Consider the following 22,987-nt stretch of genomic DNA (forward strand, 5'->3'; position numbering starts at 1 on the left):
AATGACGATGAGATAAGCGGCTATCATCGCTTCTGCTTTTCTCCCCGGCTTGCGCTGCGCGTAGCCGGGCTACAGGTTACAGCCTTCTGTGAAACGGTAGCCCGGCTAAGGCGTTCACGCCGCAAGCCGGGAATGCTTAAGCGACTTATTTTTCCGCGCCGCTTTTGCTCTTCTGCAACGTCTCTTTTAGCTGGCCGATCAGCTCGCGGCGAAAATCCCCCAGCCTCGGTTTATCGTCGGCGATCCACGGCAGCGGACGGCACAGCTCCATCGCCTTAATACCCAGCCGCGCCGTCAGCAGACCGGCGCCAATTCCCTGCGCCGCGCGCGCCGATAGCCTGGCCGCGAGATCCTGCGACATCCAGTCCATCCCGACTTCCCGCACCAGCTCGCTGGCGCCGGCAAAAGCGATATTCAGCAGCACCAGGCGGAACAGGCGCAGGCGGCTGTAGTAGCCCAGTTCAATACCGTACAGAGTGGCGATGCGGTTGATCAGACGTAAATTACGCCAGGCGATAAACGCCATATCCACCAGCGCCAGCGGGCTGACTGCAATCATCAGCGTCGATTCCGCCGCCGAACGGCTAATCTCACGCCGCGCCTGCGCATCCAGTACCGGCTGCACGATCTGCGCGTACAGGCTCACCACTTCACGATCGTTCTGCGTTTCATGGATCGCCGCATACCAGCGCTGCAGCGCCGGGTGCGAGTGATCCAGCCCCGCCTGCTGGGCCAGCTTTTCGCAAAAGGCGCGCCCTTTGCCAACCGCATGGCTGTGCATCAGGTCCCGCGCCTCATCGCGCTCGTGGGCGCGCTGGCGTAGTCGCCACAGCCGGCGCCATTCGGTCGCCACCGAACCGACGCCCGCCCCGACGATCAGCGCGCCGGCTGCGCAGCCGCCAAGGGCGATCCAGTCCTGCGTTTGCCAGGCGGTCATCGTCCACTGCACGCCCTGCGCCACGACGCTGACGCCAAAAATAGCCAGCCCGGCGCCGACCATCTTTCGCCACAGGCTGCGCTTAGGTCGCAGCACCGATTCCACCACCGCTTCCGCCGCGCCCTCTTCTTCTTCCGGCGCGTCGAGCCGCGCTGGAGCGAACTTCTCCGCATCGGCGCCGTCAAAAGCGCGCGCGGATTTCAGAATTTGCGCCTTTTCCACCTCCAGCGGGCCATCGAAATCGATACGCGGTTTTAAAGGTTCGGTCATCGCAATTTATCTCCGATCAAAAATTCCAGCGCCGCGTCGAGGCGAATATGCGGCAGCGGTTTATCAACGTCCATCACCTGCGGGCGAAAGTTTTCAAACTGAAAACCCTGCTGCTCCCAGAAGGCCTGACCCGGCAGGCGCGCGGGCACTTCGCCGGGATAGACGGTCAGCGGCTGTCCGTCGCTTAGCCGATGCCCCCGCAGCGCAGGGATCTTCTCGCCGTTCACCTCGATAAGGCCGCTCTGCGTCGCCTGAATCGACGCCAGCCCCAGACAATCCATGCTGATGCCTTCAAACGCCGCGTTCTGCCAGGCATCCTGAATCAGCTGCTGCAGCAGCGACACCATATTGCTGTGCTGATCGACGGTGACGTGATCGGCTTTGGTCGCGGCGAACAGCAGCTTATCGATAACCGGGGAGAACAGGCGACGAAACAGCGTGCGCTGCCCGTAGTGGAAGCTTTGCATCAGCTGCGTCAGCGCGAGACGCATGTCGTTAAACGCCTGCGGCCCGCTATTAAGCGGCTGCAGGCAATCTACCAGCACGATCTGCCGATCGAAGCGCAGGAAATGATCTTTGTAGAAGCCCTTAACCACTTTCTCGCAGTAGTATTTAAAACGCTCGCGCAGCATTCCGGCATTGGTCTGTTTGTCCGCCTGCGCCAGCTTAGCTTCACCGGCGGCATCAACGTCCGGCCAGGGGAAGAACTGCAGCGCCGGCGCGCCGGCCATTTCGCCGGGCAGCACAAAGCGCCCCGGCTGAATGAAGTGCATCCCTTCGCGCTTACAGGTATGCAGATAGTCAGTCCACGCAGCGGCGATCTCCGCCAGACGGGTTTCATCGGCGGGCGCCAGCGGATCCAGTCCTTCGCATAGCTGCCGCCAGCGCGCTGACCACTCCGCCCTCTGCCCCTGCAGTAATCCGGTCATCTGCCGTGACCAGGTCAGATAGTCCTGGGCCAGCATCGGCAGATCCAGCAGCCACTCGCCGGGATAGTCGACAATCTCCAGGTAGAGGGTCGAGGTCTCTTTAAAATGGCGCAGCAGCGAATCGTTGGAGCGATAGCGCAGAGCGAGGCGGATTTCGCTGACGCCGCGGGTGGGCGTTGGCCAGACCGGCGGCTGACCGTACAGCTGGGCCAGCCCTTCGTCATAGGTAAAACGCGGAATGCCGAAATCCCGCTGCGGGACGCGCTTGACGCCCAGCAGGCGTTCTTCACGCGCTGCGCTGAGCAGCGGCAGCCGCGCCCCGGCGTGAATATTGAGCAGTTGATTTACCAGCGCGGTGATAAAGGCGGTCTTGCCGCTGCGGCTAAGGCCGGTGACGGCCAGGCGAAGATGCCGGTCAACCCCACGATTCACCAGCGCATTAAATTCTGTTTTGAGTCGCTTCATCGCCATCCTGTTGAGCCTGAAGAACGAGGGAAATAGACATGAGGGCTAATCATAAAGTGCAATAGCCCCGCTGCGACGGGGCTGAAGATTATTTGCTGGCGCTTTTCGGCCTGGCGATCTGACTGAGGCCGCCGGCATTCACCACCTGCGTGTAGCCCATTTCGCTCAGCATCTGCTGAGCCTGGCCAGATTGCCGGCCAACGTTGCAATAGACGTGAATGGTATCGTTTTTATCCGGTACTTCAGCCGCAATCCGCGTTTTTAAATCCGCCAGCGGAATATTCACCGCCCCGTCGACGTGTTCTTTTTGATACTGCTGCGGAACGCGGACGTCAATCCAGTGCTCCGCCGCGAAGACGGGTAAGGCCATGGCCAGCGCTAAACCCAGAAGCAGTTTTCGCATTTTATCATCCTGATAGAGTGAGTTTTTTAGGCACTCATAACATACGCCATCCGCGACGTTTAGAAAACCGCTGCGCCGCCCGGCTGAGCATCGGTTCCAGAACAAGCATCAGCAGCATTTTCAGCGGCCGACGCGCGACGGATTTTACCGCCCAGCCTGCGACGCCCGCCGGACCGTAGCGCAGCGCGGTGAGCAGAACCAGCTTGCCTGCGATTTTCAGACCCGGTTTGACTTTTTGCCCGGCCTGCTGCCATTTCATGTTCATCATTAACCTCAACTTTCAGTTATAGCTGGCGAAAACGACTGCGTAGCGAAAAGGTGTCGGAAGTGACGTAGCGTTCCATTTCACGCAGACGACGCTCCCCTGCTGCCAGCTCCTTATCCGCGGCGGCCAACAGCTCTCCGCTGCTCGGCGTTTTTTCACCATACAGCTCGCTTTCCGGCATAGGATCCAGCGCAAACGAGAGAATGATGTAGGCCACCACCACAAACAGGAACAGGCCAAAAATCATTGCCAGTACGGTAATCAGGCGCACCAGCTTAACCGGCACGTCCAGGTACTGCGCGATGCCGGCGCAAACCCCTTTCACCATGCCCTGCTGCGGAATGCGCCACAGTTTTTTACTCAGATCCAGTCCGCTCATTATTTCTCTCTCCAGTTCGGATGCTCAGCGTCAAGAATCGCCTCCAGCGCCTGAATACGCTCGCGCATGCGCTTCGCGTCATCGGTCAGCTGCAGCAGGCGCTGCTGTTCATTCTGCGATAGGCTGCCGCTGGCGGTGCGGTTGTTGTAATGCAGCCAGAGCCAGACCGGCAAAACAAACAGCACAAACAACGTCAAAGGGATGGCGAGAAAAAGCATGCTCATGTGAACTCCTTGCTGATGGCGGCGGCACGTCTTGGTGCCGCCCGAAGACATTACTGGTTATTTTGATTCATTTTGGCTTTCAACGCCGCCAGCTGCTCGCTGATTTCATCGTCCGCTTTCAGATCGGCGAACTGCTGATCCAGCGATTTATCTTTACCGAAGCGGTGGCTTTCGGCTTCGGCTTCCATATGATCGATGCGGCGTTCAAACGATTCAAAACGCGCCATCGCCTCGTCAATCTTACCGCTGTCCAGCTGACGGCGAACGTCGCGGGAGGAGCTTGCGGCCTGATGACGCAGCATCAGCGCCTGCTGACGGGCGCGGGTTTCGCTGAGTTTGTTTTCCAGCTCGCCAATCTCTTTTTTCATCCGCGCCAGCGTTTCGTCAACCAGCTGCGCTTCGTTTTCCAGGCTGCCGATAAGGTCGGTCAGCTTCTGCTTTTCGATCAGCGCCGCACGGGCCAGATCCTCTTTCTCTTTACGCAGCGCCAGTTCGGCTTTTTCCTGCCATTCCGCCTGCTGGGCAACGGCCTGTTCAATACGACGGCTCAGCTGTTTCTTTTCAGCCAACGCCCGCGCCGAGGTCGAACGGACTTCAACCAGCGTGTCTTCCATCTCCTGGATCATCAGCCGAACCAGCTTCTGCGGATCTTCCGCTTTCTCCAGCAGAGAGTTAATGTTGGCGTTCACGATGTCGGCAAAACGAGAAAAAATACCCATAATTTCAATCCTCATAGTTCTGGTATCAGGCACCGGCCTGTGCCATGACTAATACAAATGCCGTGCCAAGTTTTTATCTTATTGATTTTAATGGAAGTGGTTGTTATCCGGCCAGCGCATTGCTAAAGTGACCTGGTGAATCACACTACTAAATGGCGAAATTCATCATGGCGGATTACAAGGACAACCTGCTCGGCGAGGCCAATAGCTTTCTTGAGGTGCTGGAGCAGGTCTCAAGACTGGCGCCGCTCGATAAACCAGTGCTGGTGATTGGCGAGCGCGGAACCGGCAAGGAGCTGATCGCCAGCCGTCTGCACTTCCTCTCTTCCCGCTGGCAGGGGCCGTTTATCTCCCTGAACTGCGCGGCGCTCAATGAAAATCTGCTCGATTCGGAGCTGTTCGGTCATGAGGCCGGCGCCTTTACGGGGGCCAGTAAACGTCACCCGGGGCGCTTCGAGCGCGCCGACGGCGGTACCCTGTTTCTCGATGAGCTGGCCACCGCGCCGATGCTGGTACAGGAAAAACTGCTGCGCGTGATTGAATATGGCGAACTGGAGCGCGTCGGCGGCAGCCAGCCGCTACAGGTTAACGTCCGCCTGGTGTGCGCGACCAACGCCGACCTGCCGCAAATGGTGGAAGACGGACTTTTTCGCGCCGACCTTCTCGACCGTCTGGCCTTTGATGTGGTGCAGCTGCCGCCGCTGCGCGAGCGCCAGAGCGATATCATGCTGCTCGCCACCCAGTTTGCTATCCAGATGTGCCGCGAGCTCGGACTGCCGCTGTTTCCCGGCTTTAGCGAACGCGCCGCCATGACGCTGCAGAACTACCGCTGGCCGGGGAATATCCGTGAATTAAAAAACGTGGTTGAACGCTCGGTCTACCGTCACGGCAGCAGCGAGCGCGAGCTGGATAATATTATTATTAACCCCTTCCGCCAGCAGCACGCGGCGACGCCCGTCGAAGTGGAGAAGACGCCAGGCCCCACGCTGCCGCTCGATTTACGCGCTTTCCAGCAGGAGCAAGAAAAAAGCCTGCTCGAGAGAAGCCTCGAACAGGCGAAGTACAATCAAAAGCAGGCGGCCGAACTGCTGGGGCTAACCTACCACCAGCTGCGGGCGCTGCTGAAAAAACATCAGCTTTGACCTGTACGCGGAAGCAGCAGCGCGCTCACCGCCATTGAACCCAGGCAGAGCGCGGCGTTAAACCACAGCGCATACTGCGCCGCGCTGGCCATGCCGAGCGGTAAAAACAGCGCAAAAAGTGACGCTGTCACCGCAATGCCCATCGCTCCGCCGAGCGAACTGCCCATCTTATAGATCCCCGAGGCCACGCCTACCTTATTCTCAGGAGCGTTAACCACCGCGGTGTCCGTTGACGGGGTGGCGTAGCAGCCCAGGCCGAAGCCAAACAGCACGTTGCTGAAAAAGACCGTGACGATATAGGTCGATTTATCGAGAAAGGTGCAGGAGATAAGAAGAATACCGACCGCGGTAAAGACCGGGCCGCTCATCATCGGCAAACGCGCGCCGTAGCTTTGCAGCAGCTTCTCGCCCACCCGAATCATCGCCAGCACGGTAACCAGATAGCCGAGCGTCATCATTCCGCTCTCCAGCGGGCTCAGATGATGCCCCTGCTGGAGCCAGATGCTGGCAATCATCATCGTACCGATAGCGCCGTTGAGCATAAAGTTCGACAACACCGCGGCGCTGTAGGCCCGGTTGCGAAACAGCGCGAAATCAATCAGCGCCGCGTCGCCCTTACGCTGGCCGCTGCGGATAAAAAACAGCCCCGAAGCCAGCGCGCCGGCCAGCATCGCCAGCGAGGTTGCGCTGGTCCAGCCCCAGCCGTGGCCTTTGCTGATAAACAGATTTAGCAGCACCAGCGCAAGGATCAGGCTGAGCAGGCCGCTGATATCCAGCTTATGCTGCTGCGCGCTGGCGCTGCGGCTTTCCGGCGTACCGCGCAGCAAAAACAGCGCCGCCAGCGCTACCGCGATGGAGAAAACAAAGATCCAGCGCCAGCCCAGACCGGTGGCGATCGCCCCGCCGGCAAACGAGCACAGACCGCTGCCGCCCCACGAGCCGATGACCCAGAAGCTGACCGCCCGCTGGCGCGCTTTGCCTTCATACCAGGTTTTAATTAACGCCAGCGTCGCCGGCATGATGCAGGCGGCCGACAGCCCCTGTAAAACGTGCCCGGCCAGGAACAGCGCGGGTCCCTGAGAGAACACCAGCATTGCGCTACCGACAATGCTGAGGATCAGGCCCAGGGTAGTCATGCGCATGCGGCCGAATTTATCCGCCAGCCCGCCGCTGGCGACCACGAAGCAGCCGCTGAATAAGGCGCTCAGGCTCACCGCCAGGGTCAGGGTTTCCAGCGAAATATCGAGGCTGCTCTTCATCGCCGGAACCACGTTAATCACCGACTGGGCAAACAGCCAGAAGGTCAGAACGCTCAATACAATACCCGCCAGCAGACGATCGGTGCCGACGAACTGCGCTTCGCTTAGCGATACAGAACTCATAGCAGGGTCCTCTTCGTTGCGGACATTAACGCAAATAGTGTTCCGTCAGGGCGCACCACAGCGCGGCGCCTTTCAGCAACAGCGCATCGTTGAAGTCGTATCCCGGGTTATGCACCATGCAGCGATCCGCTTCGTCCCCGGCCCCGATGGTGAAATAGCAGCCGTTCGGATTACGCTCGAGCATAAAAGCAAAATCTTCGCTGCCCATAAACGGCTTCACCTCGCCGACCTGCGCCGCGCCAAACAGCGCGGTCGCCACCGTGCGGACCATCTCATTGGCAGCCGGATCGTTCCTTAAAACCGGGCTGCCGTTAACGTGGGATAAGGCGGCGCTGGCGTTAAAGCTCTCGGCCTGAGCAACGGCGATATCGTGAATGCGCTGCAGGACGGTCTCGCGAACCTGTTCGTTTAAGGTGCGCACCGTGAGCTTCATTAACACCTTGTCGTTGATAATGTTCGGGGCGTGCCCGGCCTGAATGCTGCCCACGGTCACGACCGCTGGTTCAAACGGCGTGATGTTTCGGGAAACAATGGATTGCAGCGCCAGGGTGATATGACAGGCAACCAGCGTGGCGTCGACGGTATGCTCCGGTACCGCGCCGTGTCCGCCCACCCCTTTGACTTCAATATGGAGAGTGTCCGAGGAGGCCATCATCGCCCCATCGCGCAGGCCGATTCTGCCTAACGGCTGCCCCGGCATATTATGCAGGCCAAAAATGGCATCGCAGGGGAACTGGTCAAACAGGCCGTCTTCCAGCATGACCCGACCGCCGTAGAGCAACTCCTCAGCAGGCTGAAAAATAAGCTGCAGGGTGCCGTTAAACTGCCGGGTGCGCGCCAGATATTCCGCGGCGTACAATAGCGTGGTGGTATGGCCATCGTGGCCGCAGCCGTGAAAACGACCGTCGACCCGGCTGGCCCACGCTTTGCCGCTCATCTCCTGCATCGGCAGCGCGTCCATATCCGCCCGTAGCCCCAACCGTTTTTTACCCTCGCCGACGCGTAAAGTACCGACCACGCCGGTGCCCGCCAGACCGCAGTGAACCTGATAGCCCCATTCGCCGAGCAGGCGGGCAACCTCTTCGCTGGTTTTATGCTCTTCAAAACCAATTTCCGGCTGCTGATGGAAACGGCGGCGAAGCGCGACAAACTGCGCCTCGTTAACCTGTAATGCCTCAATAATCGGGTGTGTCATTTTTATTATTCCTGTGTTGTGTTTGCACGACACTTTCGAGTTTATGCATCCCTGTTGGCTTTAAAATGCGCTTTTTTGTTTTATAGTGACGGATTATTAATGAGTGTTTTTCATACAAAACGGTTATGACAAAAAATAACGTGCTGTTTTTTGTCTTCAGGAGGCGACGGTGGAGCATCATTCAGGCGACTTTCAGGTTGTGGTTCGCGATATCCGGCAGCTGAGCCAGCAGGAAAACGATGCTCTGACGCTGCTATGGCTGCTTGAGGGCAGCGTTGAACTCCGCGATGGCGAGACGGGTCGGTATCTGCAGGCCGATGAACTGGCGATAGTGAATCGTCATCGCCGCTGGAGCCTGCACAGCAAGACGGCGAACGTCGTGATGGCGCTGTCGCTGAACGCCGGATGGCTGACCCGCCTCGACGGCGATTTTTTTGCCTCCGTCTACCAGAGCAGCAGCGAAACGCGCGATGCCGAAGACACCCTGCGCTACCTGATGCGCCAGTTGCTGGTCCTCGGTCTGGTCAATCCGCAGGCCCACTACCGGCTGGAGGCCAACCGCTGGCTTAGCGAAATTGCTCTCCTGCTGGCGTCACGCTTCAGCCGTCCCCTCACCGCCCAGGCGCCTCGCGGAGCCGAACGCTGGAGCCAGCGAATTAACAGAGTGGTGGCGCGAATCGACGCCAACTATCAACGGCGCCTGTCGCTGCAGGAGATAGCCGCCGCGGAGTTTGTTTCTGAGGCCTGGCTCTCGCGTCTGTTCCGCAAAGAGGTGGGCGTCAGCTTTATGCAGTACATCACCGGGCTGCGCCTGCGCAAAGCCGCGGAGCAGCTGACGACGACGCGTCAATCGATACAGCAGATCGCTCAGCAGCAGGGCTTTGCCAGCAGCCGGGTGATGAGCGACCTGTTTAAACGCGAGCACGGCCTGACGCCGCGCCAGTTCCGCCAGCAGCACCCGCAGACGGCGGTCGAATCTCGCCGTCCGCCCCCACAGCAGACCGAGCGATGGCAGCCGGTGTCAATCGATCGGCTGTACGCCCGGCTCAACGCGCCGCAAACCTACGGTCTGGATAGCCCGCCGCTGCGGCTCAGCCCCCAACAAACCCGCCATCTCGATGTTCGCGAACTCCCGGCGCGCGCCGCGCCGCTGCGTCACACCCGAATGGTGATTACCGTTCGCGAACTGGACGACCTGCTGCGCGAGGATGTCCGCCGCGAACTGGAACAGCTGCACGACACGCTGCCGATATTCGCCATCGATATTCACGATCCGTTTCTCAGCAGCCGCCTGTTCGGCACCGGCTGGGACGATCCGCAAATGGCCGGCTATGCCTGCTGGTATAACCTGCAGCGCATTTTTAGCTGGCTGGCGACCCTTGGCTGGGCGGTGATACTGCATACCGGGCTCACCACCCGCGGCGACCTGCTGCAACGTTTCCTCTCTCTGTCCGCTAACCATTTTCCGCCGGCAACCCTCGCCAGCTGGCACTTCGTCTGGCACTGGTCCCCTCAGGCCAGCGACGAGGCCCGCCAGCACGCCTGGCGGCAACAAAAGGCGATCCTGCAGAGGCTATCGCCGCAGTCGGCGCTGGGGATCTGGCACCGTTTTCCTCAACAGGTGGAGGACGATCCCCTTCTGCGTTCACCGCTGCTGGTCGAGGCGGATTTTCTGGCCTGCCAGGCCGATGCTAATGAACTACTGGATCTCGCGCAGGTGGATAGCCAGAAACTGGCCGCCAGCGAAAACTATCCGGTACACAAATTGCGCAAACTTCATAGCGCGCTGCGCCAGCGGCAGCTCCTGCTGCCGCTTTGGCTGCTCTCGTGGAATACCCTCACCGGCGATACCCGCGATACCAACGGCCGTTTCTTTCGCGGCGCGCTGCTGATGGATAATCTGCTGGGACTGGCGGATCAGGTTTGGCTCGCGGGGTTCTGGCTGAATTCAGGGCTGCAGGGGGAAGCCCGCGCCAACGGCAAGCTGGATACTTCCAGCCTGGCGCTGCACTATCTCCACGGTCTGCCGCGACCGGTCTACTGGGTGCTATGGCTGTGGCGCAGGCTGCGGGGCGAGGTGGTGATCAACGACAAGAACTTGCTGCTGCTGCGCCATAACGGCCATTATCAGCTACTGCTGCGCAATACGGTGGTTTTCAATCCCTGGCTTTCCAGCGAGGAGGCGTTTATCCAGCGCTTTAGTCAGCCCTGGAGCGTGCGCCTGCTCGGCCTTGAAGGACGCTGGCGAATCAAACATCATCTGTTCGATCGGCACCATGGCGCGCTCTTCCCGCTGTTTGAGGCCTTTCGCAGCCAAAGCGGCCCGGACGATGAGGACTATCGCTGGCTGATGCACAGAGCGCGTCCGGCGCTGCGCGTCAGTGAAGAGACGCCGGATAGCGACCGCTGGCAGCTTGTCGATTCGCTGGAGAGCAATGCGCTGGCGCTTTATGAATTCACGCCGCTCGGCGATTGAAAAGTGACAGTGTCACTACCCTGTTTCTTTCTGCAAGCGGCCTGTGCCGTGAAAAATAGCTTTTGCTTGCGCGGCAGCCCGTTCACATGCGGTTAAAAAATTGTAACTAGCAAGATATCTTCATGTGAACTATCATCAGCGCATTATGACTCAATGGACTGAAAATAAAGATGATTCCGGTTAATCCTTCAACGCTCGGCCGCTATGCGGCGCACGTCAGCCTGGTCCATACCATGAAAAGCCACCGCGCGCCGGCGCTCTCGGTCATGATGATCTTTTCGGACCTGCTTATCCGCTCAACCGAAGATGCATATCGTCAACAGGGCTGGACAATTACGCCGCAAAACAGCGGCCTGGTACTGCGTACTTATGTTGCCCACCATCACGATGGCGAAAAGCTGGAAATTAATCCCAAAGATTATATCGCCCGCTATAACCGGCTCCTTCCCCTGTAGCGCCTCGACCGCCAGCCAGCCTTACAGCCACGGCTGGCTGGAGAAACCGCCAATAAAAAGATACCATGTGGCGGATATCGGGGCTTCGACGCAAATAAGCGCCATGCTCAATACCCATAGCTTCCTCAAGCCGTGCGGCAGATGAATCGAAAATACGCTTTGCTCAACCCCTCGCTTGCCTGATGACAAACGTCGGATGATTTACGAGGTATACTCGAAGTTAATAAGCGGTATGAATTTGAATCAGTTGGTCAAATAACCGACGCAGCCCTCGCTTATATTATCTCCATGAGCAATAAGGTGGTGGTAAATGTTATTTAATATTAATAAGATAGAGCCTTGCTCTATAATCAAAAAGAAACTATGCGCCTGAAATTGTCTTCTCTCCTGGCAGCGGTATGTATGCTGTACGGGCAAGCTTTTGCCGCGCCAGCGCTGCCTGCGCACGCGGATATTCGCGATAGCGGCTTCGTTTATTGCGTGAGCGGTCAGGTCAACACCTTCAACCCGCAAAAGGTCAGCAGCGGCCTGATTGTCGATACCCTGGCCGCCCAGCTCTACGACCGGTTGCTTGACGTCGACCCCTATACTTATCGCCTGGTTCCCGAACTGGCAGAAAGCTGGGAGGTGCTGGACAACGGCGCAACCTACCGCTTCCACCTGCGCAACAATGTGCCTTTTCAGACCACCGCCTGGTTCAAACCGACCCGTAATTTTAATGCCGATGACGTCATTTTCACCTTTGGCCGCATTTTTAATCGCGACCACCCGTGGCACAACGTTAACGGCAGCAGCTTTCCCTATTTCGATAGCTTACAGTTTGCCGACAGCGTGGAAAGCGTGCGTAAGCTGGATAGTCATACCGTCGAGTTTCGCCTCAAACGCCCGGACGCCTCGTTCCTGTGGCACCTGGCCACCCACTACGCCTCGGTGATGTCGGCAGAGTATGCCGCGAAGCTGGCGCAGAACGATCGCCAGGAACTGATCGACCGGCAACCGGTCGGCACCGGTCCGTTCCAGCTGGAGGAGTATCGCAGCGGTCAGTACATTCGCCTGCAGCGCCATCCGGCCTACTGGCGCGGTAAACCGCTGATGCCGCAGGTGGTGGTCGATCTCGGCTCCGGCGGCACCGGCCGCTTGTCAAAACTGCTGACCGGCGAGTGCGACGTGCTGGCCTGGCCCGCCGCAAGCCAGCTCTCTATTCTGCGTGACGACCCGCGTCTGCGCCTGACCCTGCGCCCGGGAATGAACATCGCCTGGCTGGCGTTTAACACCGCTAAGCCGCCGCTCGATAATCCTGAGGTGCGCCATGCGCTGGCGCTGGCCATCAATAATCAGCGCCTGATGCAGTCGATCTACTACGGCACGGCGGAAACCGCCGCGTCTATGCTGCCTCGCGCCTCCTGGGCCTACGATAACGACGCCAGGATCACCGAATATAACCCCACGGAAGCCCGCGCCCGGCTGAAAGCCCTGGGGCTGGAAAATCTAACGCTTAAGCTGTGGGTGCCAACCAGCTCGCAGGCCTGGAACCCCAGCCCTCTGAAAACCGCCGAGCTTATTCAGGCGGATATGGCGCAAATTGGCGTGAAGGTGATTATTGTGCCGGTCGAAGGCCGGTTCCAGGAGGCCAGATTAATGGATATGAGTCATGACCTGACGCTGTCCGGCTGGGCAACGGACAGTAACGATCCGGACAGCTTTTTCCGTCCGCTTTTGAGCTGCGCGGCGATTACCTCACAAACCAACTATGCTCACTGGTGTCATCGCGAATTCGACGAGGTGCTGCAAAAGGCGCTCACTTCCCAGCAGCTGGCCTCGCGTATTGAGGCCTATAAAGAGGCGCAGCGCATTCTTGCCAATGAACTGCCGGTGCTGCCGCTGGCCTCCTCCCTGCGCTTGCAGGCCTATCGTTACGACATGAAAGGCCTGGTGCTGAGCCCGTTTGGCAACGCCTCATTCGCAGGCGTCTCGCGGGAAAAAGAAGACGAGGTGAAAAAACCATGATTATTTTTACCCTGCGTCGCCTGCTGCTGCTGCTGATTACCCTCTTCCTGCTGACCTTTGTCGGTTTTAGCCTGAGCTATTTTACGCCCCACGCGCCGCTGCAGGGCGCCTCGCTGTGGAACGCCTGGCTATTCTGGTTTGAGGGCGTGCTGCACTGGGATTTCGGCGTTTCCAGCATCAACGGTCAGCTGATTTCCGAGCAGCTTAAAGAGGTCTTTCCCGCCACCATGGAGCTCTGTATCCTCGCCTTCGGCTTCGCGCTGGTGATCGGGATCCCCGTCGGTATGCTGGCGGGCATTATGCGCAACAAATGGCAAGATACCCTGATCAGCGCCCTGGCGCTGCTGGGCTTTTCGATTCCCGTCTTCTGGCTGGCGCTGCTGCTGACCCTGTTTTTCTCCCTTACCCTGGGCTGGTTTCCGGTCTCCGGGCGCTTCGATCTGCTGTATGAAGTGAAATCGGTCACCGGCTTTGCGCTGATCGACGCATGGCTATCCGACTCCCCGTGGCGCCATGAAATGATCGTCAGCGCGGCGCGCCACATGGTGCTGCCGGTGCTAACCCTGGCGGTAGCGCCGACGACGGAAGTGATCCGTTTGATGCGTATCAGCACCAGCGAAGTATACGACACCAACTATGTCAAAGCCGCCGCCACCCGCGGCGTATCGCGGCGGACGATTTTACACCGCCACGTCCTGCACAACGCCCTGCCGCCGGTGATCCCGCGCCTGGGACTCCAGTTTTCCACCATGCTAACGCTGGCGATGATTACCGAAATGGTCTTTAGCTGGCCGGGGCTGGGCCGCTGGCTGATTAACGCGATTCGCCAACAGGACTACGCCGCGATTTCCGCGGGCGTGATGGTCATCGGCGCGCTGGTAATTATTGTGAACGTGATATCCGATATTCTGGGTGCTATGGCTAACCCACTGAAACATAAGGAATGGTATGCCCTACGATAGCGTCTATCTGGAGAAGCGCCCGCCGGGTGCGCTACGCACCGTATGGCGAAAATTCTACGGCGATACGACCGCTATGATCGGCCTGTACGGCTGTGCGGCGCTGGCGCTGCTGTGCGTTTTCGGCGGCTGGTTCGCTCCTTACGGCATCGACCAGCAGTTTCTCGGCTACCAGCTGCTGCCGCCGTCCTGGTCGCGGTACGGCGAAGTGTCGTTCTTTCTCGGTACCGACGATCTCGGTCGCGACGTCCTGAGCCGCCTGCTGAGCGGCGCGGCGCCGACGGTCGGCGGCGCGTTTGTGGTGACGCTGGGCGCCGCCCTGCTGGGACTGGTGCTTGGCGTGATTGCCGGTTCTACCCACGGCCTGCGGTCGGCGGTGATGAACCATATTCTTGACACGCTGCTGTCGATCCCGTCCCTGCTGCTGGCCATTATCGTGGTCGCCTTCGCCGGGCCGCACCTCAGCCACGCGATGTTCGCCGTCTGGCTGGCGCTTCTGCCGCGGATGGTGCGTTCGGTCTACAGCATGGTGCATGACGAACTGGAAAAAGAGTACGTTATCGCCGCCCGCCTTGACGGGGCCTCGACGCTGAATATTTTATGGTTCGCGGTGCTGCCGAATATTACCTCAGGCCTGGTCACCGAGATCACCCGCGCGCTGTCGATGGCGATCCTGGATATCGCTGCGCTGGGCTTCCTCGATCTCGGCGCTCAACTGCCTTCCCCCGAATGGGGAGCGATGCTCGGCGACGCGCTGGAGCTGATTTACGTGGCGCCGTGGACGGTGATGCTGCCGGGTGCGGCAATCATGATAAGCGTCCTGCTGGTTAATCTGCTGGGCGACGGGATCCGCCGCGCCATCATCGCCGGGGTGGAATAATGCCGTTACTCGACATCCGTAATTTAACCATTGAATTCAAGACCAACGAAGGCTGGGTAAAAGCCGTCGATCGCGTCAGCCTGACACTCGCCGAGGGGGAAATACGCGGCCTCGTAGGGGAGTCCGGCTCCGGCAAAAGCTTAATAGCTAAAGCGATATGCGGCGTCACCAAGGACAACTGGCGGGTAACCGCCGACCGCATGCGCTTCGACGACATCGACCTGCTGCGTCTGTCGGTGCGCGAGCGGCGTAAGCTGGTGGGCCACAACGTCTCAATGATTTTTCAGGAGCCGCAATCCTGTCTCGACCCTTCCGAACGGATCGGCCAGCAATTAACGCAGAATATCCCCGGCTGGACCTTTAAAGGACGCTGGTGGCAGCGCCTGGGCTGGCGCAAGCGGCGCGCCATCGAGCTCCTGCACCGCGTCGGGATCAAAGATCATAAAGATGCGATGCGCAGCTTCCCCTACGAGCTGACGGACGGAGAGTGCCAGAAGGTCATGATCGCCATCGCGCTGGCTAACCAGCCGCGGCTGCTGATCGCCGATGAGCCGACTAACGCCATGGAGCCGACAACGCAGGCGCAAATCATCCGCCTGCTGACGCGGCTGAACCAAAACAACAACACCACCATTTTGCTGATCAGCCACGATATGCAGATGCTCAGTAAATGGGCGGACAAAATCAACGTGATGTACTGCGGGCAGACGGTGGAAACCGCGCCGAGCGAAGAGCTGGTGACGATTCCTCATCACCCTTACACGCAGGCGCTGATTCGGGCGATTCCCGATTTCGGCAGCGCCATGCCGCACAAGAGTCGGCTCAACACCTTGCCGGGGGCGATCCCTTTGCTCGAACAGCTGCCTATCGGCTGCCGGCTCGGGCCGCGCTGCCCCTATGCCCAGCGCGAATGTATCGAAACGCCCCGGCTGGTGGGCGCCCGTAACCACCTCTATGCCTGTCATTTCCCGCTGAACATGGAGAAAGAGTGAAATGGTCGAAACATTGCTTGAAGTGCGCAATCTGAGTAAGACCTTTCGCTACCGCACCGGCTGGTTTCATCGGCAAACGGTGGAAGCGGTTAAGCCGCTAAGCTTTACCCTGCGCGAGCGCCAGACGCTGGCGATTATCGGCGAGAACGGATCCGGCAAGTCAACGCTGGCAAAAATGCTCGCCGGAATGGTCGAACCCAGCACCGGCGAACTGCTGATTGACGATCGCCCGCTGGCGTTTGGCGATTACTCTTTCCGCAGCCAGAAGATTCGCATGATCTTTCAGGATCCGTCGACCTCGCTCAATCCTCGGCAGCGTATTTCGCAAATCCTCGATTTTCCGCTGCGCCTGAATACCGACCTCGAACCCGAAGCGCGGCAGAAGCAGATTATCGAAACGTTGCGAATGGTTGGCCTGCTGCCGGACCACGTCAGCTACTACCCGCATATGCTGGCGCCGGGACAGAAACAGCGTCTGGGCCTGGCGCGCGCGCTGATCCTGCGTCCGAAGGTCATCGTCTGCGATGAAGCGCTGGCGTCGCTGGATATGTCAATGCGCTCGCAGCTGATAAACCTGATGCTGGAGCTGCAGGAAAAACAGGGTATCTCCTACATTTACGTGACTCAGCATCTGGGCATGATGAAGCACATCAGCGATCAGGTGCTGGTGATGCATCAGGGCGAAGTGGTCGAACGCGGCAGCACCGCCGACGTTCTGGCGTCTCCGCTGCACGAGCTGACAAAACGCCTGATTGCCGGCCATTTCGGCGAGGCGCTGACTGCCGATGCCTGGCGTAAAGACGGTAAATAAACCGAGGCGTAAATTGCACGGCGCTAGCGCCAGGTCGCCGTCATATCCGATGGTATACTCTTGTATACACGGTAGCCAAAGCGCGATATGACGTGGCGAATGGCAGAAAAATATCGTGACACAAGGGGTCGTCAGTGGGATATAATTCCCGGCTAAATTTGAGTTATTTCGAAATAACAATGCTAACCAAATGATTGTTAAAGTAAAAATACGCAATAACGATAAGGATTAAAAGCTATGGGTTTTCTTTCCGGTAAGCGCATTCTGTTGACTGGCCTTGCCAGCAAACTGTCCATCGCCTACGGCATCGCGCAAGCCATGCATCGTGAAGGGGCTGAACTGGCGTTCACCTATCAGAACGAAAAACTGAAAGGTCGTGTGGAAGAATTTGCCGCCGCGCTGGGCTCTAATATCGTCCTGCCGTGCGATGTCGCGGAAGATGAGAGCATCGAGTCTCTGTTCACCGAGCTGGCAAAAGTGTGGCCGAAGTTCGACGGTTTCGTCCACTCTATCGGCTTTGCGCCGGCAGACCAGCTGGACGGCGACTACGTTAACGCGGTCACTCGTGAAGGTTTCAAAATTGCTCACGATATCAGCGCCTACAGCTTTGTGGCGATGGCGAAAGCCTGCCGCGGTATGCTGAACCCGGGCTCCGCCCTGCTGACGCTCTCCTACCTGGGCGCAGAGCGCGCCATCCCGAACTACAACGTGATGGGTCTGGCGAAAGCCTCTCTTGAAGCTAACGTGCGCTACATGGCGAACGCCATGGGCCCGGAAGGCGTTCGCGTTAACGCCATCTCTGCCGGTCCGATCCGTACCCTGGCGGCTTCCGGTATTAAAGATTTCCGTAAGATGCTGGCGCACTGCGAAGCGGTCACCCCGATCCGTCGCACCGTCACCACTGAAGACGTGGGCAACAGCGCAGCATTCCTGTGCTCCGACCTGTCTGCCGGCATCTCCGGCGAAGTCGTTCACGTTGACGGCGGCTTCAGCATCGCCGCGATGAACGAGCTGGAACTGAAATAAGTTCGTTACCCTCCTCGCGCCCGCGAGGAGGGGTATTTCCCCCGCGCTTTCCTTCTGTTATTCCAATCCGCTATTTGTTAGCACGGATCAATATTTTCTCCCGCTCCAGGGTTAAGCCAGGATAGTTCCGCATAGCATGACCGCGAAACGGCGGTTTGCCACATACCGAACAAGGAACGCCCATGGAGCAACGCCGCGTTAACGGCAAAAACCACTGGTATCATGAGACCCAGTCAACAATCTGCCCGGTGGATGTATTGCCGCTCGTCCCTGAAGCCGCCCATGTCGAAGATCGTTTTCTACTCGATCTGACTCTCCCCCGGGAGCTGCTCGAGGCGCATGCGCGCTGGCTTACGCCCGCCCGTCGGCTGGCAGATGCCCTCTTTCCCGCGTCAGTGACGGTTAACCGTCTACAGACATTTAGCGCCTATGACCGGCTAAGTACGGCGCTGACCGTCGCCCAGGTTTATGGCGTACAGCGCCTGTGTAATCACTACGCCGCTCGCCTGGCGCCGCTTCCCGGCCCGGACTCCTCGCGTGAGAGCAACCGTCGTCTGGCGCAAATTACCCAGTATGCGCGTCAGCTCGCGAGCTCTCCTTCGCTGATCAACGCGCTCGCCCGCAGCCAGCTGGACGAAGTCGGCCTGACCAGTCGCGATATTATCCTTATCAATCAGATTATTGGCTTTATCAGCTTCCAGGCCCGCGCTATCGCCGCCTTCCATGCCGCGCTGGGTTACCCGGTGCGCTGGATCCCCGGCATGCCGCAGCAGGAAGATGCCCCGGAAGCGCTTTTCGTCGCGAGGGAGAGTAACTGGCAGCCAGGACTTGACGACGCGGACTTACGCTATGCCGACGATGAGCGCCAGTCTCTTTTAGCGAACTGGCGAAAACATCCGGGCCTGTTTGAACTGGCCCCGCTGCTGGCGGCTCAGGAACCTCCTCTGGCTCTGCAGGAGCAGCTCCTGTTCCACCTCAGCGATCGACAACCGTTCGCCGCGCAGGTGGCGCTGATCGCTGCGCGGATTAATGGCAGCATCAGCTGCTTTAACGCGTGGGCCTCGCGATGTCCAGATTTAGCCGATCTCACGGACGCTTTGCGTGGTAATGAATCCGGCGTCCAGCCATGGGGAGACAACCCGTCAATGGAACGCCAGCTTCTACAATCCGTACAGCTTTTGACCCGCGCGCCCGACCGCTTCAGCGCCGCCCAGCTAACTCCCCTCACTGATTACGGGCTTTCCCGTAGCGCGGCTATCGATCTACTCGCCTGGTGCGGGCTGTGCGGTTGGATGAATCGGCTAAAAATCGCTCTCGGGAATGTACGTCAGGAGACGTAAAATGCTGAAACAGCGCTTGCTGCGGCAGGCATATTCGCGTAAAAATGTCAGCCGCTCTTTTAGCCACGAAAATACGAAATTATGTTTCAGGACAACCCGCTGCTAGCGCAGCTTAAACAGCAACTGCATTCCCAGACTCCGCGCGTTGAAGGGGTCGTTAAGGGGACGGAAAAAGGATTTGGCTTCCTCGAAGTCGACTCGCAGAAAAGCTATTTCATTCCGCCGCCGCAAATGAAAAAAGTGATGCATGGCGATCGTATTATCGCCGTGGTCAATACTGAAAAGGAACGCGAAAGCGCTGAGCCTGAAGAACTGGTTGAGCCGTTCCTGACGCGTTTTGTCGGCAAAGTTCATAAGAAAGACGATCGTCTTTCCATCGTTCCTGACCATCCGCTGCTGAAAGATGCCATTCCTTGCCGCGCCGCGCGCGGCGTAGAGCATGATTTTAAAGAGGGTGACTGGGCCGTTGCCGAAATGCGCCGTCATCCGCTGAAAGGCGACCGCGGTTTCTACGCTGAGCTCACCCAGTACATTACCTACGGCGACGATCATTTCGTTCCATGGTGGGTCACCCTGGCGCGTCATAATCTGGAAAAAGAAGCGCCGGACGGCGTGGCGACCGAGATGCTTGATGAAGGTCTGGAACGCCGTGATTTAACGGCCCTGGCTTTCGTGACCATCGACAGCGCCAGCACCGAAGATATGGACGATGCGCTGTACGTTGAGCAAACCGCTGACGGCAAGCTGCATCTGACCGTCGCTATCGCCGATCCGACCGCGTGGATTGCCGAAGGCAGCAAGCTGGACAACGCGGCGAAAATTCGCGCCTTTACCAACTATCTGCCGGGCTTCAACATTCCGATGCTGCCGCGCGAGCTCTCGGACGACCTCTGCTCTCTGCGCCCCAACGAGGTTCGCCCGGTTCTGGCCTGCCGCATGATCCTCGCGGATGACGGCGCCATCGAAGATGATATTCAGTTCTTCGCGGCGACCATCGAGTCGAAAGCGAAGCTGGCCTACGATGATGTTTCCGACTGGCTGGAAAATAACGGTGGCTGGCAGTCGGGAAGCGAGACTATCGCCCAGCAAATTAAGCTGCTGCAGGAGGCCTGCCTGCGTCGTAGCGAATGGCGTAAAAACCACGCGCTGGTATTCAAGGACCGCCCGGATTACCGCTTTGTGCTTGGCGACAAGGGCGAAGTGCTGGATATCGTCGCCGAACCGCGTCGTATCGCCAACCGCATCGTTGAAGAGTCAATGATTGCCGCCAACATCTGTGCCGCCCGCGTGCTGCGCGACAAACTCGGTTTCGGCGTTTATAACGTCCATACCGGTTTCGATCCGGCCAACACCGAGCAGCTCGCGGCCTTACTGAAGACTCACGATGTGCACGTTGACCCGGTGGAAGTGCTGACGCTGGAAGGCTTCTGCAAGCTGCGTCGCGAGCTGGACGCGCAGCCGTCTGGTTTCCTCGATAGCCGTATTCGTCGCTTCCAGTCGTTTGCGGAAATCAGCACCGAGCCGGGCCCGCACTTCGGCCTGGGCCTTGAGGCCTATGCGACCTGGACTTCCCCGATCCGTAAGTACGGCGATATGATTAACCATCGTCTGCTGAAAGCGATTATCAAAGGGGAAGCGATCTCCCGCCCGCAGGATGACGTTGCGATCCAAATGGCTGAACGCCGTCGCCTCAACCGCATGGCGGAGCGCGATGTTGGAGACTGGCTGTACGCCCGCTATCTGAATCCGCAGGCCGGCACCACTACCCGTTTTGCAGCTGAGATTATCGATGTCAGCCGCGGCGGCATGCGCGTGCGTCTGGTTGATAACGGCGCGGTTGCCTTTATCCCGGCGCCGTTCCTTCACGCCGTGCGCGATGAACTGGTGTGCAGCCAGGAAAACGGCACCGTGCAGATCAAAGGCGAAGTCGTCTACAAAGTCACGGATGTTATCGACGTCACGATTGCCGAAGTGCGCATGGAAACCCGTAGCGTGATTGCGCGTCCAGCCGCCTGATAATTCACCTGTGCGGCTCCCTTATATGGAGCCGCATTTTAGCCCTTCCCGTTGTTTTTCTGCGCGTTGCCCACGAATCATTGTAGATGAGTTAGTTTGTGCGTTTTTTTCGCTTCTCTTTTTCATCCGTTTTTAGCATCATTGATTTTATTCACATTTGTAACCAGGATAACGCCATGTCAGATCTGAATGCCCGCCTGCTCGCCCAACGAATCGATACCGTGCTGGATATTCTGGTTGCCGGGGATTATCACTCCGCAATCCATAATCTGGAAATTCTGAAAGCTGAACTGCAGGCGCTTTCCAGCGACGAGCAGGAAAATAAACCCGGTCAGCCTAAAGCGCCGTGGGAAATTTGATAATCTTCATCGTCGCCATCGGCCATCCAGGGCCGATCGCGCCCAAATAGCCCTTAACTGCGAAGTTGCTATGAACGCCCGACAACAAAGTATTTTGCAAATGGTCATCGATAAAGGCCGTATGAGCGTGGCCGATCTCGCGAAGATGACCGGTGTCTCTGAAGTCACCATTCGCCAGGATCTGAATTCACTCGAGAAACAGAGCTACCTGCGGCGTACCCACGGCTTCGCCGTTCCGCTGGATAGTGAAGATGTGGAAACCCGCATGATGACCAACTTCGCCATTAAGCGAGAGCTGGCTGCGCGGGCCGCTACGCTCGTTTCGTCCGGGGAAACGGTATTTATCGAAAACGGGAGCTGCAACGCCCTGCTCGCCCGTACGCTTGCCGAGCGCGGCGATATCACTATCATCACCGTCAGCAGCTATATCGCGCATCTGCTGAAAGAGACGCCCGGAGAAGTCATCCTGCTGGGCGGGATCTATCAAAAGCGCAGTGAAAGTATGGTGGGTCCGCTAACCCGCCAGTTTATTCAGCAGGTCCACTTCAGCAAGGCCTTTATTGGCATTGACGGCTGGCAGGCTGAAACCGGATTTACCGGACGGGATATGATGCGTGCTGACGTGGTCAACGCGGTGCTTGAAAAGGGCTGTGAAGCGATTGTGCTCAGCGATAGCTCGAAATTCAACGTGGTTCATCCCTATCCGCTCGGCCCGATAGCGCGCTTCAACCGCATTATCACCGATGATAATCTCAATGATGCCGTGCGCAACCAGTTAACCCAGTGCGGTTTAGCCGTCGATATCGTTAATCATCCCTGATCCTTATTTCTGCCTTACCGCCGCTTTGCCGGGCTCTCCCCGGCATCGCCCTGGTCTGAGACTTTTCTGACACCTGAATTCAGACTTTTTACCTGCCTGAAAAATTTATAGAAAGTAGAATTAATGTTAGCGATATAACAGGAAGTAACTATCACCTGCGTGAATAGAGCAACACCTGCGCAACTAAAGCTTCATGGAATACCCCCCGGGCTGGCGTAACAAGCTATGCTTAAGGGAAGTTGTATCCATGAATAGATTATTCAGGAGAAAAAAATGATGACTTCAATGAACAAAAAAATGGCCGCTGTGGTTCTGGCCGTCACTGTTGCAATGTCTCTGAGCGCTTGTTCTAACTGGTCTAAACGCGACCGTAACACCGCTATCGGCGCAGGTGCCGGTGCTCTGGGCGGTGCGGTATTAACGGACGGCAGCACCCTGGGTACCCTCGGCGGCGCGGCAGTCGGCGGGATTATCGGCCACCAGGTGGGTAAATAATATTAACCACGAACAATAAAATGAAAGTTTATATTTGCTGA

General features: G+C 58.2%; 23 protein-coding genes. 14 read left to right on the plus strand and 9 right to left on the minus strand.

Annotated features, from left to right (window positions below):
• Positions 1-145: 145 nt before the first annotated feature.
• From F8562_RS09965 to pspA, 7 genes are all read right to left on the minus strand, one after another.
• The gene (locus tag F8562_RS09965; RefSeq protein ID WP_014838227.1) at positions 146-1,207 is read right to left on the minus strand and encodes a YcjF family protein; all 1,062 of its coding nucleotides are present in this window, start codon (positions 1,205-1,207) and stop codon (positions 146-148) included.
• On the minus strand, positions 1,204-2,601 hold the full coding sequence (locus F8562_RS09970) for a YcjX family protein (RefSeq protein WP_014229029.1): 1,398 nt from the start codon (positions 2,599-2,601) through the stop codon (positions 1,204-1,206). Before F8562_RS09970 ends, F8562_RS09965 begins: the two co-directional genes overlap by 4 nt.
• Before the next feature lie 88 nt (positions 2,602-2,689).
• The gene (gene pspE / locus F8562_RS09975) at positions 2,690-3,004 is read right to left on the minus strand and encodes a thiosulfate sulfurtransferase PspE (RefSeq protein WP_014229028.1); all 315 of its coding nucleotides are present in this window, start codon (positions 3,002-3,004) and stop codon (positions 2,690-2,692) included.
• Positions 3,005-3,038: 34 nt separating this feature from the next.
• Positions 3,039-3,269, minus strand: coding sequence for a phage shock protein PspD (gene pspD / locus F8562_RS09980; protein WP_004101464.1), 231 nt, complete (start codon positions 3,267-3,269; stop codon positions 3,039-3,041).
• 19 nt (positions 3,270-3,288) lie between these two features.
• Entirely contained in the window at positions 3,289-3,648 is a 360-nt protein-coding gene (pspC, locus tag F8562_RS09985; protein WP_004850207.1) for an envelope stress response membrane protein PspC, read from the minus strand.
• A complete protein-coding gene (gene pspB / locus F8562_RS09990) occupies positions 3,648-3,872 on the minus strand; it encodes an envelope stress response membrane protein PspB (protein WP_004101459.1) in 225 nt (74 codons plus the stop codon). The genes pspC and pspB overlap by 1 nt, the downstream gene beginning before the upstream one ends.
• A 50-nt stretch (positions 3,873-3,922) precedes the next feature.
• A complete protein-coding gene (gene pspA / locus F8562_RS09995) occupies positions 3,923-4,591 on the minus strand; it encodes a phage shock protein PspA (RefSeq protein ID WP_004121203.1) in 669 nt (222 codons plus the stop codon).
• Between the two features lie 152 nt (positions 4,592-4,743).
• Here pspA and pspF point away from each other — a divergent pair, with 152 nt between their 5' ends.
• Positions 4,744-5,733: a phage shock protein operon transcriptional activator gene (gene pspF, locus F8562_RS10000; protein WP_014838225.1), complete on the plus strand. Its 990-nt coding sequence runs from the start codon at positions 4,744-4,746 to the stop codon at positions 5,731-5,733.
• On the opposite strand, the gene F8562_RS10005 is transcribed toward pspF, so the two are convergent.
• A complete protein-coding gene (locus F8562_RS10005) occupies positions 5,724-7,115 on the minus strand; it encodes an MFS transporter (protein ID WP_094909469.1) in 1,392 nt (463 codons plus the stop codon). The genes pspF and F8562_RS10005 overlap by 10 nt on opposite strands.
• Positions 7,116-7,140: 25 nt before the next feature.
• Positions 7,141-8,310, minus strand: a complete 1,170-nt coding sequence (locus F8562_RS10010) for a M20 aminoacylase family protein (protein ID WP_014838223.1) — start codon at positions 8,308-8,310, stop codon at positions 7,141-7,143.
• A gap of 169 nt (positions 8,311-8,479) precedes the next feature.
• Here F8562_RS10010 and F8562_RS10015 point away from each other — a divergent pair, with 169 nt between their 5' ends.
• The 13 genes from F8562_RS10015 to osmB all read left to right on the plus strand — a co-directional run bounded on the left by F8562_RS10015 (position 8,480) and on the right by osmB (position 22,946).
• Complete coding sequence (locus F8562_RS10015) at positions 8,480-10,786, plus strand: helix-turn-helix domain-containing protein (protein WP_014838222.1); 2,307 nt, start codon at positions 8,480-8,482, stop codon at positions 10,784-10,786.
• Between the two features lie 170 nt (positions 10,787-10,956).
• Positions 10,957-11,241: a hypothetical protein gene (locus F8562_RS10020; RefSeq protein ID WP_004850195.1), complete on the plus strand. Its 285-nt coding sequence runs from the start codon at positions 10,957-10,959 to the stop codon at positions 11,239-11,241.
• Positions 11,242-11,604: 363 nt separating this feature from the next.
• Positions 11,605-13,248 carry an ABC transporter substrate-binding protein SapA gene (gene sapA / locus F8562_RS10025; RefSeq protein WP_004850192.1) on the plus strand — a complete coding sequence of 548 codons (1,644 nt, stop codon included), beginning with the start codon at positions 11,605-11,607 and terminating at the stop codon, positions 13,246-13,248.
• Positions 13,245-14,210: a putrescine export ABC transporter permease SapB gene (gene sapB, locus F8562_RS10030; protein WP_014229022.1), complete on the plus strand. Its 966-nt coding sequence runs from the start codon at positions 13,245-13,247 to the stop codon at positions 14,208-14,210. The genes sapA and sapB overlap by 4 nt, the downstream gene beginning before the upstream one ends.
• A complete protein-coding gene (gene sapC / locus F8562_RS10035) occupies positions 14,197-15,087 on the plus strand; it encodes a putrescine export ABC transporter permease SapC (RefSeq protein WP_004139490.1) in 891 nt (296 codons plus the stop codon). Before sapB ends, sapC begins: the two co-directional genes overlap by 14 nt.
• The gene (gene sapD, locus F8562_RS10040; RefSeq protein WP_014229021.1) at positions 15,087-16,079 is read left to right on the plus strand and encodes a putrescine export ABC transporter ATP-binding protein SapD; all 993 of its coding nucleotides are present in this window, start codon (positions 15,087-15,089) and stop codon (positions 16,077-16,079) included. The genes sapC and sapD overlap by 1 nt, the downstream gene beginning before the upstream one ends.
• A gap of 1 nt (position 16,080) precedes the next feature.
• Positions 16,081-16,890 carry a putrescine export ABC transporter ATP-binding protein SapF gene (gene sapF / locus F8562_RS10045; protein WP_004850180.1) on the plus strand — a complete coding sequence of 270 codons (810 nt, stop codon included), beginning with the start codon at positions 16,081-16,083 and terminating at the stop codon, positions 16,888-16,890.
• Between the two features lie 237 nt (positions 16,891-17,127).
• The gene (fabI, locus tag F8562_RS10050) at positions 17,128-17,916 is read left to right on the plus strand and encodes an enoyl-ACP reductase FabI (protein ID WP_004121225.1); all 789 of its coding nucleotides are present in this window, start codon (positions 17,128-17,130) and stop codon (positions 17,914-17,916) included.
• 182 nt (positions 17,917-18,098) lie between these two features.
• The gene (locus tag F8562_RS10055) at positions 18,099-19,256 is read left to right on the plus strand and encodes a carboxymuconolactone decarboxylase family protein (RefSeq protein WP_014838219.1); all 1,158 of its coding nucleotides are present in this window, start codon (positions 18,099-18,101) and stop codon (positions 19,254-19,256) included.
• A gap of 81 nt (positions 19,257-19,337) precedes the next feature.
• Complete coding sequence (locus F8562_RS10060) at positions 19,338-21,272, plus strand: exoribonuclease II (RefSeq protein WP_094909470.1); 1,935 nt, start codon at positions 19,338-19,340, stop codon at positions 21,270-21,272.
• 176 nt (positions 21,273-21,448) lie between these two features.
• Complete coding sequence (locus tag F8562_RS10065) at positions 21,449-21,631, plus strand: hypothetical protein (protein WP_004121231.1); 183 nt, start codon at positions 21,449-21,451, stop codon at positions 21,629-21,631.
• A 70-nt stretch (positions 21,632-21,701) separates the two neighbouring features.
• The gene (locus F8562_RS10070) at positions 21,702-22,451 is read left to right on the plus strand and encodes a DNA-binding transcriptional regulator YciT (protein ID WP_014838218.1); all 750 of its coding nucleotides are present in this window, start codon (positions 21,702-21,704) and stop codon (positions 22,449-22,451) included.
• Positions 22,452-22,727: 276 nt separating this feature from the next.
• A complete protein-coding gene (gene osmB, locus F8562_RS10075) occupies positions 22,728-22,946 on the plus strand; it encodes an osmotically-inducible lipoprotein OsmB (RefSeq protein ID WP_004139496.1) in 219 nt (72 codons plus the stop codon).
• Positions 22,947-22,987: the final 41 nt, after the last annotated feature.

This window comes from Klebsiella sp. RCJ4 (assembly GCF_009025755.1).
Taxonomy (GTDB): Bacteria; Pseudomonadota; Gammaproteobacteria; order Enterobacterales; family Enterobacteriaceae; genus Klebsiella; species Klebsiella michiganensis.